We start from the raw sequence: 21,040 nt of genomic DNA on the forward strand, positions 1-21,040 counted from the left end.
GCGTTCAGGCAATCACAGCTCGTGGCCGAGGTCGGCCGCCAGGGACTTGAGCAGGTCGTACGCCGCGTCCGGGATGACCGTCCCCGGGGGGAAGACCGCCGCGGCGCCGGCCTCGTACAGGGCGTCGAAGTCCTGCGGCGGGATGACTCCGCCGACCACGATGGTGATGTCCTCCCGTCCCGCCGCGGCGAGTTCGGCGCGCAGCGCGGGCACCAGCGTGAGGTGTCCGGCGGCGAGCGAGGACACGCCGACGATGTGCACGTCGGCCTCGACGGCCTGGCGGGCGACCTCGGCCGGAGTCTGGAACAGCGGGCCGACGTCCACCGTGAAGCCGAGGTCGGCGAAGGCGGTGGCGATCACCTTCTGGCCTCTGTCGTGGCCGTCCTGGCCCATCTTGGCGACCAGGATGCGCGGACGGCGGCCCTCGGCCTGCTCGAACCGCTCGACCAGGTCGCGGGTGCGCTGGAGGGAGGCCGACGGGCCCGCTTCGTCTCGGTACACACCGGAGATGGTACGGATCTGGCCGGAGTGGCGGCCGTAGACCTTCTCCAGGGCGTCGGAGATCTCGCCGACGGTGGCCTTGGCCCGGGCCGCGTTGACGGCCAGGTGCAGCAGGTTGCCGTCCAGTGAGCCGCCGCGCTGCGGGCCGGCCTCGGCGGCGGCCGTCAGCGCGCGCAGCGCGTCCTGGCACGCGGCCTCGTCGCGTTCGGCGCGCAGCCGGCGCAGCTTCTCGACCTGCCGTGCCCGTACCGAGGAGTTGTCGACCTTGAGCACGTCGATCTGCTCGTCGTTCTCCACCCGGTACTTGTTGACGCCGATGACCGGCTGGCGGCCGGAGTCGATCCGCGCCTGGGTGCGGGCGGCGGCCTCCTCGACGCGCAGCTTGGGGATGCCCGCGTCGATGGCCTTGGCCATGCCGCCGGCCGCCTCGACCTCCTGGATGTGCTCCCAGGCCCTCGACGCGAGGTCGTGGGTCAGCTTCTCGACGTACGCGGAGCCGCCCCAGGGGTCGATCACCCGGCAGGTGCCCGACTCCTGCTGGAGCAGCAGCTGGGTGTTGCGGGCGATCCGGGCGGAGAAGTCGGTGGGCAGGGCGAGGGCCTCGTCCAGGGCGTTGGTGTGCAGCGACTGGGTGTGGCCCTGGGTCGCGGCCATCGCCTCCACGCAGGTGCGGGTGACGTTGTTGAACACGTCCTGGGCGGTGAGCGACCAGCCCGATGTCTGCGAATGGGTGCGCAGCGACAGGGACTTGGGGTTCTTGGGGTCGAACTGCTTGACCAGCTTGGCCCAGAGCAGCCGGGCCGCGCGCAGCTTGGCGACCTCCATGAAGAAGTTCATGCCGATCGCCCAGAAGAACGACAGTCGCGGAGCGAAGGCGTCCACGTCCAGGCCCACGTCCAGGCCCGCGCGCAGGTACTCCACCCCGTCGGCCAGGGTGTAGGCGAGCTCCAGGTCGGCCGTCGCACCGGCCTCCTGGATGTGGTAGCCGGAGATGGAGATCGAGTTGTACCGGGGCATCTTCTGCGAGGTGTACGCGAAGATGTCCGAGATGATCCGCATCGACGGCTGCGGCGGGTAGATGTAGGTGTTGCGGACCATGAACTCCTTGAGGATGTCGTTCTGGATGGTCCCCGCGAGCTTCTCCGGCGGTACGCCCTGCTCCTCGGCCGCGACGATGTACAGCGCGAGGACGGGCAGCACGGCGCCGTTCATGGTCATCGACACGGACATCTTGTCCAGCGGGATGCCGTCGAAGAGTTGGCGCATGTCGTAGATCGAGTCGATCGCCACGCCCGCCATGCCGACGTCGCCGGTGACCCGCGGGTGGTCGCTGTCGTAGCCGCGGTGGGTCGGCAGGTCGAAGGCGACGGACAGGCCCTTCTGGCCGGCCGCGAGGTTGCGGCGGTAGAAGGCGTTGGACTCCTCGGCGGTGGAGAAGCCCGCGTACTGGCGGACGGTCCAGGGCTGGTTGACGTACATGGTCGGGTACGGCCCGCGCAGGTACGGGGCGATGCCCGGGTAGGTCTCCAGGAAGTCCAGCCCGGTGAGGTCGGCCCCGGTGTACAGCGGCTTGACGCCGATGCCCTCGGGGGTGTCCCAGAGCAGCTCGTCGACGTCCTTGCCGGTGGACTGGCGCCAGGCGGCCCGCCACTGCTCGTCGGTGACGCCAGGGCCGCCCGTGAGGCTGCCGCCGGCGCCGTCCAGCCCGATTCCGGTGAAGTCGGGGATCATCGAGCGGCTCCGATCTGGTCCAGCAGGGAGGTCAGGACGGCGACCGCGTCGCCCCCCGCGAAGATGAACTCGTCCACGCCGTCGGGTACTTCGGCGGGTCGCCCGGCGAGCAGCACCCGTTCGGCGCCGGCCGCCTTCAGGGCACCGGCGACCGGGGCGGCGTGCTCGGCGTACAGCGCGTCGCTGGAGCAGAGGCAGGCGACGGTCGCGCCGGAGGCCCGGAAGGCCTCGGCGAAGGCCGCCGGGTCGACGGACTCGGCCGAGACCGTCGCGATGCCGCCCGCCTGGAACAGGTTGGCGGCGAAGGTGGTGCGCGCGGTGTGCGCGGAGGCGGTGCCGATCGAGGCGAGGAAGAGGTTCGGGCGGGCGCCGTGCGCGGCGGCGTGGGCGTCCGAGCGGTCCCGCAGGGCCTCGTAGGCCTCGGCGCGGCGCACCCGCGGCAGCCCGCCGCCGGGTGCGGCCGGGGCCGGTTCGCGGACCAGCGGCTGCTCGTCCAGGTGCGGGAACTCGCTGACGCCGGTGACGGGTTCGCGCCGCTTGGCGAGCCGTACCGAGCGCTCGGCCCAGGTCGCGGCGATCCGCTCGCCGACGAGGCCGGACTCCAGGGCGGCCTGCTGTCCGCCGGCCCGCTCGATCTCCTGGAACCAGGCCCAGGCGGCCCGGGCCAGCTCCTCGCTCAGCTGCTCGACGTACCAGGAGCCGCCGGCCGGGTCGATCACCCGGGCCAGGTGGGACTCCTCCAGCAGGATCGCCTGGGTGTTGCGGGCGATCCGGCGGGCGAAGGCGTCCGGCAGGCCGAGTGCGCTGTCGAAGGGCAGCACGGTGACGGCGTCCGCGCCGCCGACCCCGGCGGCCAGGCAGGCGATCGTGGTGCGCAGCATGTTCACCCACGGGTCGCGGGCGGTCATCATCACCCGGGAGGTGACGGCGTGCTGGCGCTGTGCCGAGGCGGCCGCACCGGCCCCCGAGACCTCGGCGACCCGGGCCCAGAGGCGGCGCGCGGCACGGAACTTGGCGATGGTGAGGAACTGGTCGCCGTCGGCGGCGTAGCGGAACTCCAGCTGGCCGAGCGCGTCGTCGACCGGGAGGCCGGCGGCGGTCAGCGCGCGCAGGTAGGCGACGCCGGTGGCCAGCGAGCAGCCCAGCTCCTGGGCGGGGGAGGCGCCCGCCTCGTGGTACGGCAGGGCGTCCACCGTGAGCGCCCGCAGGCCCGGGTACCCGGCGGCGCAGCGGGCGGCCAGCGCGGTGGCCTCGGCGAGCAGCGCCCCGGTGCGGTCGGTCCGGCCGGTGCGGGCCTGGAGGCCGAGCGGGTCGGCGCCGAGGTTGCCGGCGGCGGCTCCGGGGGAGACCTCGCGCTCCTCGTACAGGTTGAACAACTGCTCGGCGGCGTCGGTGAATTCGGCGCCGGCGTCGAGCGCCACGGCGGCCAGGTCCAGGTACACGCCGGTGAGCGCCTCGGGCAGGGCGTCCACGGGGAGGCCCGCGCCGCCCAGCTCCAGCCAGAGCGAGCTCACGCCGTGCTCCAGGTCGGCCAGGACGGCCTCGTTGGCGCGCCGGCGGTCCGGGTCGGCGTGCCGCTGGCGGACGTCCCAGCCGGCCACGGCGGAGCCCTGCGGCCGGCCGCCGCGCACGAACGGCGGGAAGCCCGGGTAGCCCGGGTCGGCGTCGGTGTCCTCGGCGGTGTACAGGGGGCGTGCGCTCAGCCCGTCCTGGAGCCGGGTGGTGAGCGCCTGCTCGGCGGCGGGACCGTCCTCGGGCTGGGCACCGGACTTGCGCAGCACGCCCTGGACGAGCTGCTGCCACTGCTCTCGGTGCGCGGCCGGGAACTCGGCAGCGAGGGGGAGCCCTTCGGGCGGGACCTTCATGTGCGCAGGTTAGCGCCCGTGCGCGGGGCTGCAGGAGAGGAATCTCATGTGACCTTTCCCTCGGTTCGGCCGCTCGCGAGCACTCTCCGGGGCGGGGGGTGCCATGGCGTGCGGGGACGGCTGGCACCCGCGGCCGATAGGGGTGTCGGCAGGGGGTCGGAGGTCAGGGGGTCGGAGGCGCCGGGTGGGGTCGTCCGGGGTGTCGGCGGAGGCGGGCGGCGCGGTCGTCCGGGCCGTCGTCCGGGGGGCGTCCGGGCCGTCGTCGGTGATCCGCCCGGCGGTCGTCGGGTGGTGGGAGGTGTCCGCGGTGTCCGGAGGTGTCCGAGGTCAACGCCGATGGCACGGAACGCGATCGATGTCCTGTCATGCTGTCAAAACGTCATGATCAGGGGGATTGCGGAACCCGGCCCCTCATCTATTAAGTTACTTCGAAGAAGGTGGGCGGGGCAGCACCCCCCCGTTGCTCGTCCTGCCCGCCTTCGTCGTCCCCAGGCACCGGCCGAGCCGTCCCCCCGCTCCGCCCGGACCGTCCCGAGATTCCCCCGAAGGAGAGCGACCGCCATGGGAAAGCGCCGCAAGCCCAGCCCCCCGAGCCGGGCCCGCATGGCGGTCCTCACCACGGCCATGGCGGCCGGCGGCGCGGTCCTCGCCTCCGGTACCGCCCACGCCGAGCCGACCCCGAACCTCGCCACCGTCAAGGAGCAGGTCGACCAGCTCAACGAGGACGCCGAGCAGGCGATCGAGAAGTACAACGGCTTCCAGGCGAAGCAGCAGAAGCTCCAGGGCGAGGCCAACCAGATCCAGGAGAAGGTCGTCCGGGGCCAGGAGGCGATGAACGAGCTGCGGACCCGGCTCGGCGCGGTCGCCGCCGACCAGTACCGCACCAACGGCATCGACCCGTCGGTCCAGCTGATGCTCGACTCCGACCCGGCCGCCTACCTGGAGCGCGCCTCGGTGCAGAACCAGGTGTCCGACTCCCAGGCGAGTCTGCTCAAGCAGGCCCAGGACGAGCAGCGCAAGCTCGACCAGGACCGCGCCGAGGCCACCGCCACCCTGGCCGCGCTCGACTCGGTGGGCACGCAGCTGGCGGAGCAGAAGAAGGACATCCAGACCAAGCTGGCCCAGGCCCAGGGGATGCTGAACAAGCTCAGCGCCGAGGACCGCGCCAAGATCAACGCCCAGCAGAACGCGGAGAAGGCCAAGGCCGAGGCCCAGCAGGCCGCCGCCGCCGCGGCCAAGGACCGCGCCTCCCGCTCCAGCGACCGCCCGGACATGAACGCCCCGGTGCCGTCGGCCAGCGGCCGGGCCGGCGCCATCATCGCGTTCGCCCAGGCCCAGCTCGGCAAGCCCTACGGCTGGGGCAAGACCGGCCCCGCGACCTTCGACTGCTCCGGCCTCACCAGCCAGGCCTACCGCGCGGCGGGCGTCACCATCTCCCGGACGTCCGAGGAGCAGTGGAAGGACGGCCCGCACGTCGACCGTGCCAACCTCCAGCCCGGTGACCTGGTGTTCTTCTACGACGACCTGCACCACGTCGGCCTGTACATCGGCGACGGCAAGATGATCCACGCCCCGTACACGGGCAAGAACATCGAGGTCCTGCCGATCTCCGTGATGCCCTACAAGGGCGCGGTCCGCCCGGCCTGACCGCGTCCGATCGCGCGCCGCGACGGCCCGCTCCCGCTTCGGCGGGGGCGGGCCGTCGTCGTCCGTGCGGGTCGTCGTCGTGTGCCTGGGGCGGCCGGGCCGGGCCGGTCAGAGCGCGGCGAGCCGCCGCAGTACGTGCGCCGGGTCGGTGAGGCCGCAGGCCCGGCGCACGGCGGCGTCGTGGGCGGCGGCGAGGGCGTCCAGCCGGGTCAGCCGGGTGCGGCCCTGGCGGGAGAGGTGGGCGGTGATCCGGCGGCGGTCCTGGTCGTCCTGGCGCCGGTAGACCCAGCCGGAGTCGGCCAGCGAGTCCACCAGCCGGCTCAGGCTCGCCTGCGGGATCAGCAGGGCCTGGGCCAGCTCGCCCATCGCGTGTCCCCGGTCGTCCGCGAGGACGCGCAGCAGCCGCCACTGGTCGACGGTGCAGTCCTCCTCGGCGAGGGCGGCGGCGAGGCCGCCGGAGAGCCTGCGGTGGGCCAGCGTGACCAGCTCGACCAGCAGCGGCTCCGGGGCGGCCGGGGGGCGCGCCGCGGCGGCGACGGTCTGCTCGGCGGCCGGGGCGGCGGTCCGGGCGGCGGGATCGCCGGGACGGCCGTCGACCCCCGGTGCGGCACCAGCTGCGGTCATCGGACCCTCCCGTTCCGGCCTTCCCCGATATCGGCGGTACGACGATACTCGCACCGTGAGCATCGAGGTGAGGGTGATCGATCCGCTCGATGCGCTGCACTCGGCTCGGGACGGGGCGGCGTTCCGGGTGGGCCTCGTCGTGCCGCAGTCCGGCCCGCTCGGGCTCACCGGCCCGTCCGCGCTGGACGGCGCGCTGCTCGCCGCGCACGAGGTCAACGCGGGCGGCGGGGTCCTCGGCCGCCCGCTGGAGCTGGTGCTGGTGGACGGTGGCGGCGCGCCGGGCCCGGTCGCCGGGGAGGTGCGGCGCCTGCTGGACGCCGGGGCGCTGGACGCGCTCGCCGGGTGCCACACCAGCGATGTGCACCGGGCGGTCGAGACCGTTGCCGCGGGCCGTCTCGCGTACGTCTTCACCCCGCCGCACGAGGGCGGCTCCCGGCTGCCCGGAGTGCTCTGCACCGGCATCGACCCGTCCCGCCAATTCGGCCCGGCGATCCAGGAGTTGACGGATCGTCACGGGATCGCCCGCTGGGCGCTGATCGGCAACGACTACATCTGGCCGCGCTCCGTCCACCGGGCCGCCGAGGGGCTCGCGGCGCGGGCCGGCGCCCGGGTGGTGCTGGAGCGGCGGGTCCCCTTCGGGGCGGTCGAGGAGGCGCTCGACCCGCTGCTGGACGCGTTGCGTTCGGCCCGCGCGGACGCCCTGCTGCTCAGTCTGATCGGGCGCGACCTGGTGCAGTTCAACCGGGCGCTGCGGCGCAGCGGGCTGGATCGGAGGCTGGTGCGGCTCTCCGGCTCCCTGGAGGAGAACGGCCTGCTCGCGCTCGGCGGCGACGACACCGGGACGCTGTACGCGGCGATGCCCTCCTTCGCGACGCTGGCCGAGGAGCGCCGGCAGAGCCTCGCCGAGCGGCACCGGGCCCTGTGCGGTCCGTGGGCGCCGGTCCTGGACGCCTACGCGGTGGGCCTGTACGAGGGCCTGCGCCTGCTCGCCGACCTGGCGGCCCGTCGGGCCCTGGCCCCGGACGGCCTGCTGGCGGCCGCGGGCCGGCTGCTGCACGGCGAGGCCGCGGGCCGGGCGCCGATCCACCTCGCCCGGGCCGAGGGCCTCGGCTTCGCCGTCCTGCCCCGGTAGGTCAAGCCGGCTCCGGGCACTCCGTTCTCGTCAGGTGGAATGTCGGAACGAAACCCTTCCATCTGGAAATAGTTCCCTCTACAGTCTCCCCACACCCCCTCAGGGTCGTCACGGAGAGAGAGCACCATGGCCGACACACCCGCACCCCAGGGCATCGAGAGCTACGGCTACCAGCAGGAACTGCGCCGTTCGCTCGGCTTCACCGACCTGCTCGTCTACGGGCTGGTGTTCATGGTGCCGATCGCACCGTTCGGCATCTTCGGCGGCGTCTTCCAGGGCTCCGGCGGCATGGTCGCCCTGGCCTACGTCCTCGGCATGGTGGCGATGATGTTCACCGCCCTGTCGTACGCCCAGATGTCCCGGGCCTTCCCGATGGCCGGCTCGGTCTACACCTACGCGGGCCGTGGCATCGCTGCCCCGGTCGGCTTCCTGTCCGGCTGGATGATCCTGCTCGACTACGTGCTGGTGCCCGGGCTGCTGTACCTGATCGCCGGTGTCGCGATGAACTCGCTGGTGCCGTCGATCCCGGTCTGGCTCTGGCTGATCGGCTTCGTGCTGCTCAACACCGTGGTCAACTACCTGGGCATCGAGACCACCAACCGGGTCAACAAGGCGATGCTGATCGGCGAACTCGTCGTACTGGCCCTGTTCGTGGTGGTCGGCGTGATCGCGCTGGCCAACGGCAAGGGCCGGGGCTTCGACTTCACGCCGCTGTACAACGGGCACACCTTCTCGTGGAGCCTGGCCTTCGGGGCGGTCTCGATCGCGGTGCTCAGCTTCCTGGGCTTCGACGGCATCTCCACCCTCTCGGAGGAGAACCGGGACTCCGCCAAGGCCATCGGCCGGTCCATGGTCGCCGCGCTGCTGCTCGCGGGCACACTGTTCATCGTGCAGACCTGGGTCGCCTCGCTGCTGGTCGCCGACCCCGACGCGCTGATCCGGGACGGCGACCCGAACGGCACCGCCTTCTACGACGCGGCCCGCACCGCCGCCGGCGGCTGGCTCGCCACACTGACCGCCGCCTCCACCGCCGTGGCCTGGGGCTTCGCCAACTCGCTGGTCGCCCAGGCGGCCACCTCCCGGCTGCTGTACGCGATGGCCCGCGACCGCCAGCTGCCCGCCTTCCTGGCCCGCATCCACCCCACCCGCCGGGTGCCGGTCAACGCGACCCTGCTGACCGCCGGGATCTCGCTGGTGCTCGGCCTGTACACGGCCTCGCGCGAGGACGGCATCACCCTGCTGAGCACCCTGGTCAACTTCGGCGCGCTGTCCACCTTCCTGGTCCTGCACGTCGCCGTGGTCGTCCACTACCTGGTCCGCAAGCGCAGCAAGGACTACTGGCGGCACCTGATCGCCCCGGCGCTCGGCTTCGCGATCCTCGCGTACGTGGTGGTCAACGCCAACATCGCCGCCCAGCGGCTCGGGTTCGTCTGGCTGCTCGTCGGCGGGATCGTGCTCGCCGGGCTGGTGGCGACCGGGCGCAGGCCCCGGCTGGCCGTCGCCGATGCCGAGGCCGTCGCCACCGGTGCCACGGCCGGGAACGCCACCACCACGACCACCACTGCCGCGAACAGCACCGCCACGAACAGCACCCCCGCCGAGGAGAAGCAGTGAGCCTGCCCGAGACCGTCCGGCTGTCCCCGACCCCGGAGGACTACGCCTACACCTTCGGCGGCCGCGCCCCGCTGGTCACCGTCCAGCCGGGCACCGTCGTCGAGTTGACCACCGAGGACTGCTTCGGCGGCAAGGTGCGCGGCACCGGGGACCTGCCCAGCCAGGTGTGCGTCTTCCCCTACCTCAACCCGGTCACCGGCCCGATCGCGGTGGCGGGCGCCGAGCCCGGGGACGTCCTCGCGGTGCACTTCGCGGAGATCACCCCGGCCCGGGAGTACGGCGTCTCCAGCACCTTCCCGCACTTCGGCGCGCTGACCGCGACCCACACCACCGCGATGCTGCACGCGCCGCTGGAGGAGCGGGTCTGGGTCTACGAGCTGGACGCCAAGGCGGGCGTCTGCCGGTTCCGGGCCCGCAACAGCGAGTTCACGGTGGACCTGCCGCTCGACCCGATGCACGGCACGGTCGGCGTCGCCCCGGCGGCCGGCGAGGTGCTGGCCTCGATCACCCCGGGCGCGCACGGCGGCAACCTCGACACCCCCGAGATGCGGGCCGGCACCACCGCCTACTTCCGGGTCAACGTCGAGGGCGGCCTGCTCGCCATCGGTGACGGCCACGCCCGCCAGGGCGAGGGCGAGGTGTGCGGCACGGCGGTGGAGGCGGCGATGCGCACCACCGTGATCGTCGACCTGGTCAAGGGCGGGGGACCGGCCTGGCCCCGGCTGGAGAACGACGACTTCCTGATCAGCACCGGCTCCGCCCGTCCGCTGGAGGACGCGTTCCGGATCAGCCAGCACGACCTGGTCGGCTGGACCGGCGAACTGCTCGGCCTGGACCAGCTGGACGCCTACCAGCTGGTCAGCCAGGCCGGCTTGGCCCCGGCGGCGAACGTCTGCGACACCAACTACACGATGGTCGCCAAGCTGCCGAAGACCCTGCTCGGCCGGGCCCGCGCCTACGACGGGCTGCACGACCGGCTGCGCCGGACGGCGGAGGCGTACCTGCGGCACCGGTGACGACGAGGCACCGGTGACAACGCCGGTCCGGCCGCGCGGGTTCAGGCGCGCGGGTCAAGGACACGGCAAATCCCACGAACCCCCACCCCCCACCCCCACCCGGGGCCCGTCGGTACCCCCACGCCGACGGGCCCACGGGGGTGTGTTCCGAGCCGGGTCCGAGCCGGGTCCGAACCGGATCCGGGGCGGATCCGGGGCGGACCCGGGCACGAGGTCACCCCGTCGCCCGGGACCTCGCGTGTTCGAGTGCGGCGAGCAGGGCCGAGGCCTCCGCCCCGCTGATCCGGTCGACGAAGTGGAGCAGCGCGCCCGCCCGGTCGGGGGTGGTCTCCAGCACCCGGTGCATCAGCCGGGCGGTGTACTCCTCGCGGGTGCAGCTCGGCCGGTACACCCAGGCGCGGCCGACCTTGTCGCGGCGCAGCCAGCCCTTGGTGTGCAGGATGTCCGCGACCGTGGTGACGGTGGTGTACGCGACGGCCCGGTCCCGCTGGAGGTCGTCGACCACCTCGCGCACCGTGGCGGGCCGGTCCCAGGACCAGAACCGGTCCATGATCTCGGCCTCCAGGTCCCCGAACCCCCGCAGCACCGCCCTCTACTCCCTCTGCTCCCTCGCCGAACCGGACGCCGACGCCCTTGGCCCGCCGGATCGCGGCCCATGGTACGGCGAGCGCCGGGCGCCCGCCCCCGGGTGAGGGGGACGGACGCCCGGCGCGTAGCGGTCGGTGCCCGGGTGGTGCCCAAGCGGTGTCAGCCGGTGGTCGGTACGTGTGCAAGACGTGTCCGAGGCCGACGGGGCCGTCAGGACAGCCGCCGCCCGAGCGGGATGCGGGAGCGGGTGAACAGCGCCGCGAGCAGCCCCGCGACCACCGGCAGCACCAGCACGATCAGCAGCAGCTCGCCCCAGGGCGCGGTGATCAGCGCCGGCTTGGCCCCGAAGCCGCTGGCCCGGGACTTCAGCAGCCCCACCGCCGGCACGAACCCGTTGACCGCCCCGAGCAGCGCGCCCAGCAGGGCGATCAGGGTGCACTGGAGGCCCGCCATGCTCCGCCGGATCCGCGGCGGCGCGCCGACCGCGGCCAGGGTGGCCTGGTCCTGCCGGGAGTCGGCGGCCGCCAGGCCGGTGGCGATCCCGGCCGCGCCGAGCACGACCAGCGCGGCGAAGCCGGTGAGCGCCAGGCTGAGCGCGTCGCCCGTGGGCTGGTAGCCGCGCTCCACCTCCAGGGTGGCGAAGCGGTCCAGCCGGACGGCGGCCGCCGCGGCGCGCTGCTGGGCCTTGCGGTCGGGCGGCGTGGCGGGCAGCCAGACCGAGCCGGACGGCCGGGACGTGAGCCCGAGCGCGGGCAGCGCGGAGGGCAGCGCCAGGCCCTGGGCGAAGTCGGCGGCGGCCGGGTTGTCGACCAGCACCGCGTCGACCGGGACCTCCTGGACGTCCGGCTTGGGCACCTCGCCGGGCTGCAGCGGAGCGCCGCCCCCGCCGCGCAGGACCATCACGGCCTTGCCGTCGGCGCCCACCAGGGACCGGTCGAAGACCAGCAACTTCCCTGCTGCCAGCGCCTGTTCGGCGGCCGGGTCGTGGACGGCGAACAGGTTGTGCAGCACGGTGACGTCACCGGCGGCGATGTGCGGCGGCGAGCCCAGGCCGCGGCGCTCCGGCGGGCCCTGGAGCTGGACGACGCTGGAGCAGTTGTCGCAGAAGCGGTACTCCACCTGGCCGAGGTCGCCGCGCGGGCCGAGCCCGGACAGCTGCTTCTCCAGCTCGGCCCGCTCCTCGGTGAGCCGGGGCCCGTCGACGTACGTCATCAACTGGACGGCGCCGTACGGGGCCTGCGGCCGGTAGTCGCGCCGGTCCTCGGCGTCGGTGCTGGTGGAGTAGACGCCGATGGCGACGGCGCCGGCCACCGCGGCCATCACCGCGGCCACCGCCGGAGCGGTGCGCGAGCGGTGCCGGGCGGCGTCGCGCAGCGCCAGCCGGGGGCCGAGCGGCAGCCGCCCGGCGGCCCGGCCGATCAGGGCGACCAGCATCGGGGTGCACAGCAGCAGGCCGATCTCGGCGGTCACCGAGCCGCCCAGCACGGTGAGCGTACGGGTGTCGTAGCCGCCCGCGCCCGGCTGGTCGCGCTTCACGGCGCCCGCGCCGTACATCGCGAGCACGGCGCCGAGGACGAGCAGTCCCAGGCCGGCGAAGGTGACCAGCCGGCTGGGGGCGCGGACGGTGTCCCGGCCGGTCAGCCCGGCGGTGACGCTGCGCCGGGCGGCCTGCAGCGCGGGCAGCGCGGCGGCGAGCAGCGCGGTGAACAGGCCGATCCCGGCGATCGCGAGGAGGTCCAGCGGCGGCACGGCGAAGTGGCCGAAGCGCACGCCGCCGAACTGCTCGATCCGCGGCCGCAGCAGGGCGACCACCGCGGTGCCGAGCACCACGCCGACCACCGCCCCGGTCGCGCCGAGGACGACGCCGCCGCCGAGCACCACGGCACCGACGTGGGCCCGGCTCCCGCCGGCCGCGCCGAGCAGGGCGAGCTGGCGGCGCGAACGGCGGGCGCCGACCGCGAAGGCGGGCCCGGCGAGCAGCGCGATCTCCAGCAGCGCCATGCCGCTGACGACGGCGACGACCATCTTGGTGTTGTTGGCGGCCGTCGGGTCGTGGTAGCGGTACGCGTCGCGGTAGTAGGGGACGGCCTGCTCGGGCGGCGGGGCGATCGCCACCGAGCGCGCGGTCAGGGTGTAGCCGTGGGCGTTGAACCGCTGGACGGCGGCCCAGCCGAGGGAGGCCCCGGACGGCAGCCGGACCAGCCAGCCGGACCGGGTGGCCGAGGGCTTCTCCGCGACCGGCCCGCCGGCCGCCAGCGCGGTGTTCAGCGGCTCGATCAACTCGCCGGGCCGGGCGACGAGTTCGACCCGTCCCAGCTCGCTCGGGTGCTCCACGACGCCGGTGATGGTGTAGCCGGTGCGCTCCAGGCCCTGGAGGGTGGTGGTGGCTCCGGTCTTGAGCCCGGAGCGGTCCAGGAAGGCCCGGGTGACGGCGACTTCGTGCGGGGCGCTCGGGGCGCGGCCCTCGACCAGGTCGAGCCGGCCGCGCCAGATCGGGTCGCCGAGGTCGGCCTCGGTGGTGAGGGTGCGGACCAGGCCCTCGGGCGAGTCCGCGCCGGCCTCCGGCCCGGGCCGGGCCGGGGTGAGCGCGCTGCCGGGCGGCAGCAGCGCGGCGACCAGGGCGGCCGGGTCGGTGCTCGCGCCCTTCTCCTGCTCGGCCGTCGGCTTGTCGCCGGGGCGGGCCGGGACGGTGAAGGCGCCGTCCTCGGCGATCGGGGCCTGCTCGACCGGTGTGCCCGGGGCGAGCGAGGTGACCAGGGCGTCCGCGCCGCCCACCACCCGCTCGACCCGTTCGGCCGGGGTCAGCTGCCCGCTGCGGTGGACCACGTCGGCGCCGGTGACGCCGAGCACGGGCAGCGCGATCATGGCGGCGATCAGCGCGCTGCGGCCCTTGGCGCGCAGCGCGTCGCGGCGGGCGATGCGCAGGGCGACCCGCCAGGCTCCGAGCCTCACTGCGCCACCTCGCCGACCGCACCGGACGGGTGCACCGCGGCGAGGCGGGCGGAGGAGCGGCGGCCGGGGGCCTCCGAGGCGACCGCGCCGTCCCGCAGGTGGACCACCCGGTCCGCCCAACTGGCGTGGGCCGCCTCGTGGGTGACCATCATCGCGGCGGCGCCGGCGTCGCAGCGGGCGCGCAGCACGGCGAGCACCGCCTCGCCGGTGGCCGAGTCGAGGGCGCCGGTCGGCTCGTCGGCGAGCACCAGCCGGCGCTCGCCGATCAGGGCGCGGGCGATGGCCACGCGCTGCTGCTGGCCGCCGGACATGTCGTCGGGGAAGCGGTCGGCGAGCTCGCCGATGCCCAGCTCCTCCAGTGCGGCCAGCGCCTCCCGGCGGGCCCGGCGGCCCGGGACGCCGTCGAGTTCGCGCGGCAGCGAGATGTTCTCGGCGGCGGTCAGGGCCGGGATCAGGTTGTAGTCCTGGAACACGTACCCGATCGAGCGCCGCCGGAGGTCGGCGAGCCGGCCGCGGCCGAGGCCGCCGAGGGCGACCCCCTCCACCAGCACCTCGCCGTCGCTGGGCTGGTCCAGCCCGCCGGCCAGGGTCAGCAGGGTGGACTTCCCGGAGCCGGACGGGCCCATGACGGCGACGAACTCGCCCGGGTGGACGGCCAGGTCGATGCCGCGCAGGGCGTGCACCTCGGCGGCGCCCCGCCCGTGCACGCGGGTGACGTTGGCCAGGCGCAGGACGGGTGCGGGCCGGTTCGGATCGGTGTGGGACACACTTCCCCCTCGTGAGCTGCTCAACTGCATATGTCGGTGAACTATATATGTCGGAGGACGTGACGCAAGGCGGGCCGGTTCCCGGGCGGCGGTGATCGGGTTCGGTCAAACTTCTACAAAGCTGTCGAGGAAGAGCGGGAAACCCCTGCCCCGGTCGTTCGGAGGCGGTCTATGCTCGGGACGGCTCACGGCTCCGGAGGCGCCCGAGACCTCCGATGCGCCGACGCGCCGTCACGTCGTCCGGGGCCGACCGCACGGCCGGCCCCCGCGCCCTGCGCGCCTCCCCGCCGACCACCGTGGCGATGGCCATCATCGAGGTCGCCCGGCCTGCCGGGAGCATCGACCGCGTGCCACCGTCCGTACCCCTCCTCCCGTGAAGGAGGTGCCGTCGTGCACACCCTGACCACCGTCGACTTCCTGGTACGGCTCGCCACCGGCGTCGCCTGCGGCGCGCTGATCGGCGTCGAACGCCAGTGGCGGGCCCGGATGGCCGGCCTGCGCACCAACGCCCTGGTCGCCGCCGGCGCCACCCTGTTCGTGCTCTACAGCGAGGCCGTCGGCGACGCCGGCAGCCCCACCCGGGTCGCCTCCTACGTCGTCTCCGGCATCGGCTTCCTCGGCGGCGGCGTCATCCTGCGCGACGGCGCCGGCGTACGCGGCCTCAACACCGCCGCCACACTCTGGTGTTCGGCCGCCGTCGGGGTGCTCGCCGCCTCCGGCAAACTGCGGTTCGCCGTCCTCGGCACACTCGCCGTCCTCGTCGTCCACCTGGTCCTGCGCCCGGCCGGCCGACTCCTCGACCGGGCCCCGCAGGCCGGCAGCGACCCCGACTCCACCACCCGCGCCACCGTCCACCTGGAATGCGACCGCAAGTCCGAGACCCATATCCGGGCCCTGCTGCTCCAGGCCCTCGCCGGCTCCGGGCTCTCCCCGACCGGCCTGCGCGCCCGCCGCACCGACAACGGCGACGCCACCAGCCTGCGGGCCACCGTCGCGATCACCGGGCAGGTCGCCCCGGCACTCGAACAGGTCGTCACCCGGCTGTCCTTGGAGCCCGGCGTACGCGACCTGCACTGGCACCTGGAGGACGAGCCGGAGGACCCCGGCAACCCGGCGCTCGCCTGACGGGCGGCGCGGACGTACCGTCACCACCCGGACCGCGTCGCCGGACCGTGTCACCGGAGACCGCGTCACCCGGACCGGGTCACCCGAACCCCCGCCCGAACCGACTGGAGGCAGGATGCCGACCCCCGATCCCGAGCACGGGCCGCTGGTGCCGATGCTGCTGGTGCTGACCGTGGTCACCGGAGTGGTGGACGCGGTCAGCTACCTCGAACTCGGCCACGTCTTCGTCGCCAACATGACCGGCAACGTGGTGTTCCTCGGCTTCGCCCTGGCCGGCGCGGCCAACCTCTCCGCCACCGCCTCGCTGGCCGCCCTCGCCGCCTTCCTGCTCGGCGCCCTGGCCGGCGGCCACCTCGCCCGCCGCCTGCCCGGCCACCGCGGGTACCTGCTGGCCGCCGCCGTCGCCGTCCAGTCGGCGCTGGTCGCGGCGGCCACCGTGCTGGCGGCCGTGGCCGGCCACACCTCCGAGCCGGCCCGCTACACCCTGATCGGGCTGCTCGGCTTCGCCATGGGCGGCCAGAACGCGGTGGTCCGCGCCCTGAAGGTCCCCGACCTCACCACCACCGTGCTGACCATGACCATCACCGCCCTCGCCGCCGACCGCACCGGCCCCCGCCGGCTGGCCTCCGCCGTCTGGATGTTCGCCGGAGCCCTCCTCGGCGCCCTCCTGGTCCTCCACGCCGACATCCCGCTCGCCCTGGCCCTGGCCCTCGCGCTGCTCCTCGCCGTCGCGGCCCTCACCCACCGCGCCGCCAGGACCGTCCCCGCCCCCGCCTGGACCCACCCGCGCTGACCGGGCGTCCGGTGATCCGCCGCCCGTCCGCGACCGGCGCCCGGCACGGACGGTGTCGAACCCCCGTGTTCCTCGGGGGGTTTCGGGCTGCCGGCCGGCGGCCCTCGGCCCGGACGGCGTTCCGGGCGGCCTCGACCTCCGGCGACCGGCCGGGGTGACCGGCTCAGTCCTCGCTGCGGTGCCCGGCGCGGCCGCTCCAGAGGGGTTCGAGGCGTTCCCACTCGGTGCTCCAGGCGGCCTCCGCCCGGCGGTCGAGCGCCTGGAGGCGCAGGCGGAGGGCGAGGGCGAGCAGGGCCAGCAGGACGAGGAGGCCGCCGGCGCCGGTGCAGGCGGCGGAGACGGCGAGGGCCACCCGGTCGGCCGGGGCGACGGAGACGGTGCCGGCCGCGTCGACCCAGACGGGGATCCGGCTGCCGGTGACGGCGGAGTGCGGGGCCTGGACGGTGCCGTGGCGCGGGCTGCCGTCGGGGGCGGTCCAGTCCGCGTCGACGTCCACCTGGTTGCTGTAGCCGCCGGCGAAGCGGCTGCCGGTGGCGGTGGCGCGGTCCGGGACGCCGCTGACCACGGCGTCGACCTGCTGCAGCCGCCCGCGGTCGGCGTCGGCCCGGTGCGCGGTGGCGCGGTAGAGGAGCAGCGAGCCGCCCGTGCACAGGGCGAGGGCGAGCACCGCGCCGAGCACGGCGGACAGCCAGGCGCGGGCGCGGGAGCGGTCGAGGGGGCGGGCGAGCGGCTCGTGCCGGGCACCGAGTGCCCGCCGCAGCCGCCGGCCGGTGCGCCGCGGGAGCGACGCGGGCAGGGCCGGGCGGGGAGTGCTGGACACGGTGAGGGCTCCTCAGGGGCGCGGGGACGCTGGGCGGTTACGCCCCAATGTCCACCCGGCGGCCCCCCGCGCACAAGAGTCGTGCGCGTTCGGAGGACCGCCGGTACCTGCCGGTCAGGGCCGGTCGGCCCGGTGGTCGGGACGTTCGGCCCTCGGCATCCGCGCCCGGTCCGGGCAGGCTGGGGTGTGGCGGCGTCCTCCCGGTGCTTGGGCGCGGCCGTGGCCCGGTCGGCCGTGGGGGCGCCGGGCCGAGGTACGGGGCAGGGGGTGGTCGTGGGGTCACCCCCTGCCTGTGCCGTGTCCGGCTCCGGCCCGTTCTCCGCCTTTTCCTCGCCGATGAACTGACGATGTCCCAGGTCGGGGCCGTATTCTGCCCAGATATACACTCGGGGTATACGCCGGGTGTATGTTTCCCCCATGAGTGTTCCTTTGACCCTTCTGGGGCTGCTGGAGCGAGAGCCGAGCCACGGCTACGACCTCAAGCGCGACTACGACGCCCTCTTCGGCCGCGGCAAGCCCCTTCCGTACGGCCAGGTCTACTCGACCCTCGGCCGGCTGGCCCGCGACGGCAAGGTGGTGGCCGGCGAGGCGGAGCCCGGCGACGGGCCCGAGCGCAAGCGGTACGTCATCACCGAGACCGGGGCGACCGAGTTCGAGACCTGGCTCCAGGAGCCGGTCGCGCCCGAGCCCAACCTCCAGTCCGTGCTGTTCACCAAGGTGGTGCTGGCCCTGATGCTGGGCCGGGACGCCGAGCACTACCTGGACACCCAGCGCGCCGCCCACCTGCGCCGGATGCGCGAGCTCACCGAACTGCGCCGCACCGGAGCCCTGGTGGACGCCCTGCTCGCCGACCACGGCCTGTTCCACCTGGAGGCCGACCTGCGCTGGATCGACCTCACCGCCGCCCGCCTGGACGCGCTCGCCGCGGAGGTGAACGCGTGACCGCCGTGATCGAGGCCCGGGACATCGCCCTCGCCTTCGGGGAGACCCCCGCCCTGCGCGGGGCCAGCCTGTCCGTCCAGGCCGGCGAGGTGCTCGCCATCATGGGCCCCAGCGGCTCCGGCAAGTCGACGTTACTGCACTGCCTGGCCGGCATCCTGGTGCCCGACGCGGGGGAGGTGCTGTTCGACGGGCAGCGCCTGGACACCATGCCGGAGGCCCGGCGCAGCGCCCTGCGCCGGGACAGGTTCGGCTTCGTCTTCCAGTTCGGCCAGCTGGTGCCGGAGTTGACGGCCGAGGAGAACGTCGCGCTGCCGCTGCTGCTGAACGGCGTGCGCCGCTCCGCCGCGCTGGCCCAGGCCCGTCCCTGGTTCGCCCGGCTCGGCCTGGACGGCATGGAGCAGCGCCGCTCCGGCGAGCTGTCGGGCGGTCAGGCGCAGCGGGTCGCGCTGGCCCGCGGCCTGGTGGCCCGGCCGCGGGTGCTGTTCGCCGACGAGCCGACCGGCGCGCTGGACTCGCTGACCGGCGAGCAGGTGATGGAGCTGATGGTCGCCTCGGCCAAGGAGCAGGGCACCACCGTCATCCTGGTCACCCACGAGGCCCGGGTCGCCGCGTACGCGGACCGCGAGGCGGTCGTCCGCGACGGCCGGGCCCGTACGCTCTCGGCCGGCGCCGGAACGGTGGCCCCGTGATCGCCTTCTCGCTCCGGCTGGCCGTCAGCGGCGGCCGGGAGGCGGTGGCCCGGCTGCTGATGATCGCGGCGGCGGTCGCGGTCGGCGTGGGGCTGCTGCTCTCGACCTTCGCCGGCGTGAGCGCGATCGACCGGGCCAACGAGCGGCAGCTCTGGATGAACACGGGCGTCAAGGGCGCGACCGCGGTCACCTCGGCGGACCCGCTCTGGTGGGGCGCCCGGATGGACTACTACCGGGGGAGGACCGTCTTCCGGGCCGATGTCGCCCCGACCGGTCCCGCCTCGCCGCTGCCGCCCGGTCTGAGCCGGCTGCCCGCGCCCGGCGAGTACTACGCCTCGCCCGCGCTGGAGAAGCTGCTGCGCGACACCCCGGCCGTCGAACTGGGCGACCGCTTCCCCGGACGGCAGGTCGGCACCCTCGGCGAGGACGGGCTGCCCTCCCCAGACACCTTGGCGCTGGTCGTCGGCCGCACCGCGGACGAGGTCAAGGCCCTGCCGAGGGCCACCACCGTCACCAGCCTCGCCACCGTCCTGCCCCACGACTGCGAGTACGACTGCTACGGCGCGGGCGTGCACGGCGACGCGATGGTCCTGGTGCTCACCGTGGTCGCCGCCGCGCTGATCTTCCCGGTACTGGTCTTCATCGGCACCGCGACCCGGCTCTCCGCCGCCACCCGGGAGCAGCGCTACGCCGCGATCCGCCTGGTGGGCGCGACGCCCGGCCAGGTGTCGGTGATCTCGGCGGTGGAGTCCACCCTGGCCGCGGTGATCGGCACGGCCCTCGGCTTCGGCCTGTTCGCCGCGCTGAAACCGGTGGTGGCCGACGTGCCGTTCACCGGCGACCGCTTCTTCGCCTCCGACCTGAGCCTGACCCTGCCGCAGGCGGCCGGGGTGGTGCTGGGCGTGCCGGTGGCGGCGGCGCTCGCCGCCCGGTTCGCGCTGCGCCGGGTCACCGTCTCGCCGCTCGGGGTCTCCCGCAGGGTCACCCCGAAGCCGCCGAGCGCCTGGCGGCTGGCACCGCTGGTGGCCGGCCTCGCCGAACTCGGCTACTTCGTGGGCAACCGCCCGGAGACCACCGACGGGCAGTCCACGGCCTACCTGACCGGTTTCGTGCTGGTGATGCTCGGGCTGGTGGTCTCGGGGCCGTGGCTGACCATGGCCGCGGCCCGGGCGGTGGCCCGGCGCACCCGCCGTCCGGCCGCCCTGATCGCGATGCGCCGCCTGGCGGACGACCCGGGGGCGGGCTTCCGGTCGGTCGCCGGCGTGGTGCTGGCGCTGTTCGTGACCACCGCGACCCTGGCCATCATGAGCACCATCAACGCGAACCAGGGCATGCTCAACGGCGCCCCCGAGGTGCGCAAGGCGATCGTGGACGCCCCCTTCGGCAACCGGAACGACGCGGCCCTGCTGCCGTCGGTGCCCGATCGCGTGCTGGCCCGGGCGCGGGCCGTCCCCGGGTTCCAGGGGATCGCCCTGGTGCACGAGGACCCGGCCGGTACGGGCCAGCGGAGCGGGCGGGGCATCGTGCCCGGCCTGGTGAGCTGCGCGGACCTCGCGCAGATCCCCGTGGTCGGCCACTGCGCTCCCGGCGCCGCCGTCGCGGCCGTCGACCCCTACCAGCTGGTCGGCCTGGTGGACGCCTCCGACCGCGAGTGGCCGGCCGCACCGGTCTCCGAGGCCGAGGCGGCCGGGCTCCCGGTGCGGATGCTCTACGCGACCACCGACGGCTCCAAGGCGGCCAAGGAACAGCTGCGGACCCTGTTCATGAAGGAGTTCCCGCACTACGAGGCGCGGCTGGCCGAGGACTGGTCCTCCGCCGGGCAGAAGAAGCTCCAGGGCTGGCGGCAGCTGGCGAACGTGGTGCTGCTGACCACCCTGCCGATCGCCGGGTGCAGCCTCGCGGTGAGCGTGGTGGCCGGACTGTCCGACCGCCGGCGGCCGTTCGCGATGCTGCGGCTGACCGGCGCACCGCTGCGGCTGCTGCGCAGGGTGGTCGGACTGGAGAGCGCGCTGCCGCTGCTGGTGGTCTCGGCGCTCGCGATCGGGACGGGCTTCGCCGCGGCCGCGATGTTCCTCAAGGCGCAGAAGGACTACGACCTGGTGTCCCCGGGCCCGGCGTACTACGGGCTGACCGGTTTCGGGCTGGCCGCCTCGCTCGGGATCATCGCCTCGACGCTGCCACTGCTGAAGCGGATCACCGGACCGGAGGCGGCCCGCAACGGCTGAGCGCCGTCA

Annotated in this window: 16 protein-coding genes; 9 read left to right on the forward strand and 7 right to left on the reverse strand. The window is 74.6% G+C overall.

Annotated elements, in window-relative coordinates; genetic code table 11:
* Positions 1-12: 12 nt before the first annotated feature.
* Positions 13-2,232, reverse strand: coding sequence for a methylmalonyl-CoA mutase (gene scpA / locus ACFVXH_RS14805; RefSeq protein WP_387823432.1), 2,220 nt, complete (start codon positions 2,230-2,232; stop codon positions 13-15).
* Entirely contained in the window at positions 2,229-4,097 is a 1,869-nt protein-coding gene (mutA, locus tag ACFVXH_RS14810; RefSeq protein WP_380739657.1) for a methylmalonyl-CoA mutase small subunit, read from the reverse strand. Before mutA ends, scpA begins: the two co-directional genes overlap by 4 nt.
* 561 nt (positions 4,098-4,658) lie before the next feature.
* On the opposite strand from mutA, the gene ACFVXH_RS14815 reads away from it, so the two are divergent.
* On the forward strand, positions 4,659-5,744 hold the full coding sequence (locus tag ACFVXH_RS14815; RefSeq protein WP_074002559.1) for a C40 family peptidase: 1,086 nt from the start codon (positions 4,659-4,661) through the stop codon (positions 5,742-5,744).
* A gap of 108 nt (positions 5,745-5,852) precedes the next feature.
* On the opposite strand, the gene ACFVXH_RS14820 is transcribed toward ACFVXH_RS14815, so the two are convergent.
* Complete coding sequence (locus ACFVXH_RS14820; protein WP_117486994.1) at positions 5,853-6,368, reverse strand: MarR family winged helix-turn-helix transcriptional regulator; 516 nt, start codon at positions 6,366-6,368, stop codon at positions 5,853-5,855.
* Positions 6,369-6,423: 55 nt separating this feature from the next.
* Here ACFVXH_RS14820 and ACFVXH_RS14825 point away from each other — a divergent pair, with 55 nt between their 5' ends.
* The 3 genes from ACFVXH_RS14825 to ACFVXH_RS14835 all read left to right on the forward strand — a co-directional run bounded on the left by ACFVXH_RS14825 (position 6,424) and on the right by ACFVXH_RS14835 (position 10,130).
* On the forward strand, positions 6,424-7,500 hold the full coding sequence (locus ACFVXH_RS14825) for an ABC transporter substrate-binding protein (RefSeq protein ID WP_387823438.1): 1,077 nt from the start codon (positions 6,424-6,426) through the stop codon (positions 7,498-7,500).
* Between the two features lie 126 nt (positions 7,501-7,626).
* Positions 7,627-9,114 (forward strand): APC family permease, encoded by a 1,488-nt coding sequence (locus tag ACFVXH_RS14830; RefSeq protein ID WP_387823441.1) that lies wholly within the window; start codon positions 7,627-7,629, stop codon positions 9,112-9,114.
* A complete protein-coding gene (locus ACFVXH_RS14835; RefSeq protein ID WP_387823444.1) occupies positions 9,111-10,130 on the forward strand; it encodes an acetamidase/formamidase family protein in 1,020 nt (339 codons plus the stop codon). Before ACFVXH_RS14830 ends, ACFVXH_RS14835 begins: the two co-directional genes overlap by 4 nt.
* Before the next feature lie 214 nt (positions 10,131-10,344).
* Here the strand turns inward: ACFVXH_RS14835 and ACFVXH_RS14840 are convergent, their stop codons facing one another.
* The 3 genes from ACFVXH_RS14840 to ACFVXH_RS14850 form a co-directional block, all read right to left on the reverse strand.
* Positions 10,345-10,716 (reverse strand): BlaI/MecI/CopY family transcriptional regulator, encoded by a 372-nt coding sequence (locus ACFVXH_RS14840; RefSeq protein ID WP_387823447.1) that lies wholly within the window; start codon positions 10,714-10,716, stop codon positions 10,345-10,347.
* 212 nt (positions 10,717-10,928) lie between these two features.
* Positions 10,929-13,670 (reverse strand): FtsX-like permease family protein, encoded by a 2,742-nt coding sequence (locus ACFVXH_RS14845; protein ID WP_387823450.1) that lies wholly within the window; start codon positions 13,668-13,670, stop codon positions 10,929-10,931.
* The gene (locus ACFVXH_RS14850; protein ID WP_117486990.1) at positions 13,667-14,467 is read right to left on the reverse strand and encodes an ABC transporter ATP-binding protein; all 801 of its coding nucleotides are present in this window, start codon (positions 14,465-14,467) and stop codon (positions 13,667-13,669) included. The genes ACFVXH_RS14845 and ACFVXH_RS14850 overlap by 4 nt, the downstream gene beginning before the upstream one ends.
* Positions 14,468-14,827: 360 nt before the next feature.
* Between ACFVXH_RS14850 and ACFVXH_RS14855 the strand changes: the two genes are divergently transcribed.
* Positions 14,828-15,562, forward strand: a complete 735-nt coding sequence (locus tag ACFVXH_RS14855) for an MgtC/SapB family protein (protein WP_375874863.1) — start codon at positions 14,828-14,830, stop codon at positions 15,560-15,562.
* Between the two features lie 115 nt (positions 15,563-15,677).
* On the forward strand, positions 15,678-16,355 hold the full coding sequence (locus ACFVXH_RS14860; protein ID WP_387823454.1) for a YoaK family protein: 678 nt from the start codon (positions 15,678-15,680) through the stop codon (positions 16,353-16,355).
* A 163-nt stretch (positions 16,356-16,518) separates the two neighbouring features.
* Here ACFVXH_RS14860 and ACFVXH_RS14865 read toward each other — a convergent pair whose 3' ends face one another.
* Positions 16,519-17,175 carry a hypothetical protein gene (locus tag ACFVXH_RS14865; protein ID WP_387823457.1) on the reverse strand — a complete coding sequence of 219 codons (657 nt, stop codon included), beginning with the start codon at positions 17,173-17,175 and terminating at the stop codon, positions 16,519-16,521.
* Positions 17,176-17,592: 417 nt separating this feature from the next.
* On the opposite strand from ACFVXH_RS14865, the gene ACFVXH_RS14870 reads away from it, so the two are divergent.
* The 3 genes from ACFVXH_RS14870 to ACFVXH_RS14880 are packed head-to-tail and all read left to right on the forward strand — an operon-like array spanning position 17,593 to position 21,031.
* On the forward strand, positions 17,593-18,117 hold the full coding sequence (locus ACFVXH_RS14870) for a PadR family transcriptional regulator (RefSeq protein WP_049656925.1): 525 nt from the start codon (positions 17,593-17,595) through the stop codon (positions 18,115-18,117).
* The gene (locus tag ACFVXH_RS14875; RefSeq protein ID WP_049656924.1) at positions 18,114-18,806 is read left to right on the forward strand and encodes an ABC transporter ATP-binding protein; all 693 of its coding nucleotides are present in this window, start codon (positions 18,114-18,116) and stop codon (positions 18,804-18,806) included. Before ACFVXH_RS14870 ends, ACFVXH_RS14875 begins: the two co-directional genes overlap by 4 nt.
* Entirely contained in the window at positions 18,803-21,031 is a 2,229-nt protein-coding gene (locus ACFVXH_RS14880) for an FtsX-like permease family protein (protein ID WP_387823461.1), read from the forward strand. The genes ACFVXH_RS14875 and ACFVXH_RS14880 overlap by 4 nt, the downstream gene beginning before the upstream one ends.
* The last annotated feature ends 9 nt before the right edge of the window (positions 21,032-21,040 follow it).

This window comes from Kitasatospora sp. NPDC058184 (assembly GCF_042883725.1).
Classification (GTDB): Bacteria; Actinomycetota; Actinomycetes; order Streptomycetales; family Streptomycetaceae; genus Kitasatospora.